General features: G+C 71.5%; 2 protein-coding genes. Both read right to left on the bottom strand.

All coding sequences use genetic code 11. The features are described 5' to 3' along the window. Positions 1–35: 35 nt before the first annotated feature. Complete coding sequence (locus ACFWRV_RS04365; RefSeq protein WP_384328050.1) at positions 36–626, bottom strand: Uma2 family endonuclease; 591 nt, start codon at positions 624–626, stop codon at positions 36–38. Between the two features lie 97 nt (positions 627–723). Then, on the bottom strand, positions 724–2001 hold the full coding sequence (locus ACFWRV_RS04370; protein WP_384328053.1) for a thymidine phosphorylase: 1278 nt from the start codon (positions 1999–2001) through the stop codon (positions 724–726). Positions 2002–2189 lie beyond the last annotated feature (188 nt).

The following is a 2189-nucleotide window of genomic DNA, read 5'->3' on the forward strand; positions in this document are numbered from 1 at the left end:
GCACGGATCCCTCCGTGCGGCGGGCCGTTCGCGTGTCAGCCGAAGGGGAGGACGCCTGTGTCCAGGACCAGCCCGAACGGCTCGGGGAGGGTCAGCTTCCGTCCGTACTCGACCGTTTCCAGCACGCGGTACGTACCGCCCTTGGGATCGCCGTACAGCGTCGCGGTCGGACGGCCGGAGTGCCAGGGATCGAGGAGCAGGAACAGCTCCACTCCGGCCTTGGCGTAGCCGTTCACCTTGCTGACGCGGTCGTGGTTGGCGTTGGCGCGGGAGGTGATCTCGACGACAAGCAGGGCCTCGGAGGCGGGCACGGTGTGACCGGGCCCGACAAGCAGCGCTCGGTCCATGACCACGAGGTCGGGAATGTAGATGCCGCCCCGCCCGGGCAGCGAGAGGCCGAGGGTCTGGTAGACACCCCAGCGCTCCGGGATGACGGTGTAGAGCCTGCGCTGGAGCAGCTCAGCGGTGGTGTTGTGGTCCTCGGACGGCGGCGGCGACACGGTGACGATCTCCTCGATGATCTCCACCTTGCAGCCCTCGGGTGCGTCCGTCTCCTCCCAGATCCGGACCAGGTCGTCCCAGTCCTGGCCGGGGCCCGGAACGGGCTCGACGGTGAGTGCGCCCATGGCGGTCTCCTCTATCGGTACGTCACCGAGTCCAGCATGCCGAACGGGACCGGTGGCAGTCCACCGATCCCGTTCACCCATACGGGGAAACCACAGGTCAGGCGATACGTTCCCGTACCACCGGCAGCGGCGAGAACGACGTGCCGGCCGGGGCGATGTCGTACGCCTCGGGCAGGGCCTTCAGGGCGTAGTCGAACTTCTCCGGGGTGTCCGTGTGCAGCGTCATGAGGGGCTGGCCCTCGGTGACCGGGTCGCCGGGCTTGGCGTGGAGCTCGACGCCGGCGCCCGCCTGCACCGGGTCCTCCTTGCGGGCGCGGCCCGCGCCGAGGCGCCAGGCGGCGACGCCGACGTCGTAGGCGTCCAGGCGGGTCAGGACGCCGGAGGCGGGCGCGGTGACGACGTGCTGCTCGCGGGCGGTGGGGAGCGTGGCGTCCGGGTCGCCGCCCTGGGCGGAGATCATCCGGCGCCAGACGTCCATCGCGGAGCCGTCGGCGAGCGCCTTCTCCGGGTCGGCGTCCTTGAGGCCGGCCGCGTCGAGCATCTCGCGGGCGAGCGACAGGGTGAGGTCGATGACGTCCCTCGGGCCGCCGCCCGCCAGGACCTCGACCGACTCGCGGACCTCCAGCGCGTTGCCCGCGGTGAGGCCCAGCGGGGTGGACATGTCGGTGAGCAGGGCGACCGTGCGCACCCCGCTGTCGGTGCCCAGCGCGACCATGGTGGAGGCCAGTTCGCGGGCGTCCTCGATGGTCTTCATGAAGGCGCCGGAGCCGACCTTGACGTCCAGGACGAGCGCGCCGGTGCCCTCGGCGATCTTCTTGGACATGATCGAGCTGGCGATCAGCGGGATCGCCTCGACGGTGCCGGTGACGTCGCGCAGCGCGTAGAGCTTCTTGTCGGCGGGGGCCAGCCCGTCACCGGCGGCGCAGATGACCGCGCCGGTGGTGTCGAGGACGTTCAGCATCTCCGCGTTGGAGATGTGGGCCCGCCAGCCGGGGATGGACTCCAGCTTGTCCAGGGTGCCGCCGGTGTGGCCGAGGCCCCGGCCGCTGAGCTGCGGCACGGCCGCGCCGCAGGCGGCGACCAGCGGGGCGAGCGGCAGGGTGATCTTGTCGCCGACGCCGCCGGTGGAGTGCTTGTCGGTGGTGGGGCGCGAGAGCGAGTCGAAGTTCATCCGCTCGCCGGAGGCGATCATCGCGGCGGTCCAGCGGGCGATCTCGGTGCGGTTCATGCCGTTGAGCAGGATCGCCATGGCGAGGGCGGACATCTGCTCGTCGGCGACCTCGCCGCGGGTGTAGGCGTCGATGACCCAGTCGATCTGCTCGGGGGTCAGCTCGCCTCGGTCCCGCTTGGTGCGGATGACGGAGATGGCGTCCATGGGAGTCCTTCCGGCCGGGTGCGCAAGAGTCCCGACTGACTCTTGCGTGCGAAGAGGGAGAGAAGAGCGGTGGGGGCGGGCGGGGTGGGGGGGGCCCCCCCCGGGGGGGGGGGGGTACGGGTGATACCGGGGTGGGGGGGGCGCCACGAAGCGGCGCCCAAAAGCTGAGACGTAAGCGGCGGGCCCCC

Source organism: Streptomyces sp. NPDC058576 (assembly GCF_042718715.1).
Taxonomy (GTDB): Bacteria; Actinomycetota; Actinomycetes; order Streptomycetales; family Streptomycetaceae; genus Streptomyces.

What these genes read in the sequence shown, in the direction of transcription:
- ACFWRV_RS04365 (WP_384328050.1), bottom strand. Translation starts at nt 626, where the DNA reads ATGGGCGCACTCACCGTCGAGCCCGTTCCGGGCCCCGGCCAGGACTGG.
- ACFWRV_RS04370 (WP_384328053.1), bottom strand. Translation starts at nt 2,001, where the DNA reads ATGGACGCCATCTCCGTCATCCGCACCAAGCGGGACCGAGGCGAGCTG.